General features: G+C 72.7%; 1 protein-coding gene. It reads left to right on the top strand.

Going from position 1 to position 631, the window contains the following annotated elements:
- Positions 1-130: 130 nt before the first annotated feature.
- A partial coding sequence (locus tag AC27KI_RS26745) for a response regulator (RefSeq protein WP_487116924.1) occupies positions 131-631 on the top strand: 501 nt, incomplete at its 3' end.

Genomic DNA, 631 nt, shown 5'->3' on the forward strand with positions numbered 1-631 from the left:
CGCCGTGCGCGAGCGGCTGCGCAGCGCACGCGACGTCTGCCCGGCCATGCCGCCGCGCTGGCGCAGCTGCAGGCCTGCGCGGACCGCTTCGACTTCGACGCCCTGGCCCACCTACTGCGAGAACCCGAACATGACGAACTCCCCTGACAGCGCGCAGGCCGCCGCCCCGCGCCGCGTCATCCTGGTGGTGGACGATGCACTGGACACCCTGCGCATGCTGTGCGATGCGCTGGCAGGCGAAGGCTATGCCGTGCTGGCCGCGCGCGATGCCGAAGAGGCCATCGAGCGCTTCGAGGTGACCGTGCCCGACGGCGTGCTGCTCGATGCGGTGATGCCCGGCACCGACGGCTTCGCGCTGTGCCGCCGCATCAAGGCCACGCCGCCGTGGGCGCACGTGCCCATCGTCTTCATGACCGGGCTGTCGGAGACCGAGCAGATCCTGCGCGGCTTTGCCAGCGGCGGCGTGGACTATGTGGTCAAGCCCCTGCGCATTCCCGAGGTGATGGCCCGCCTGGCCACGCACGTGGCCAACGCGCAGGCCGCCCGGCTGGCGCGCGAGGCCGTGGACGTGGCGGGCCTGGGCGTGGTCGTGCTCGATGGCCAGGACCGCATCGCCTGGCGCTCGCCGCAG

This window comes from Acidovorax sp. KPB24-03 (assembly GCF_057546605.1).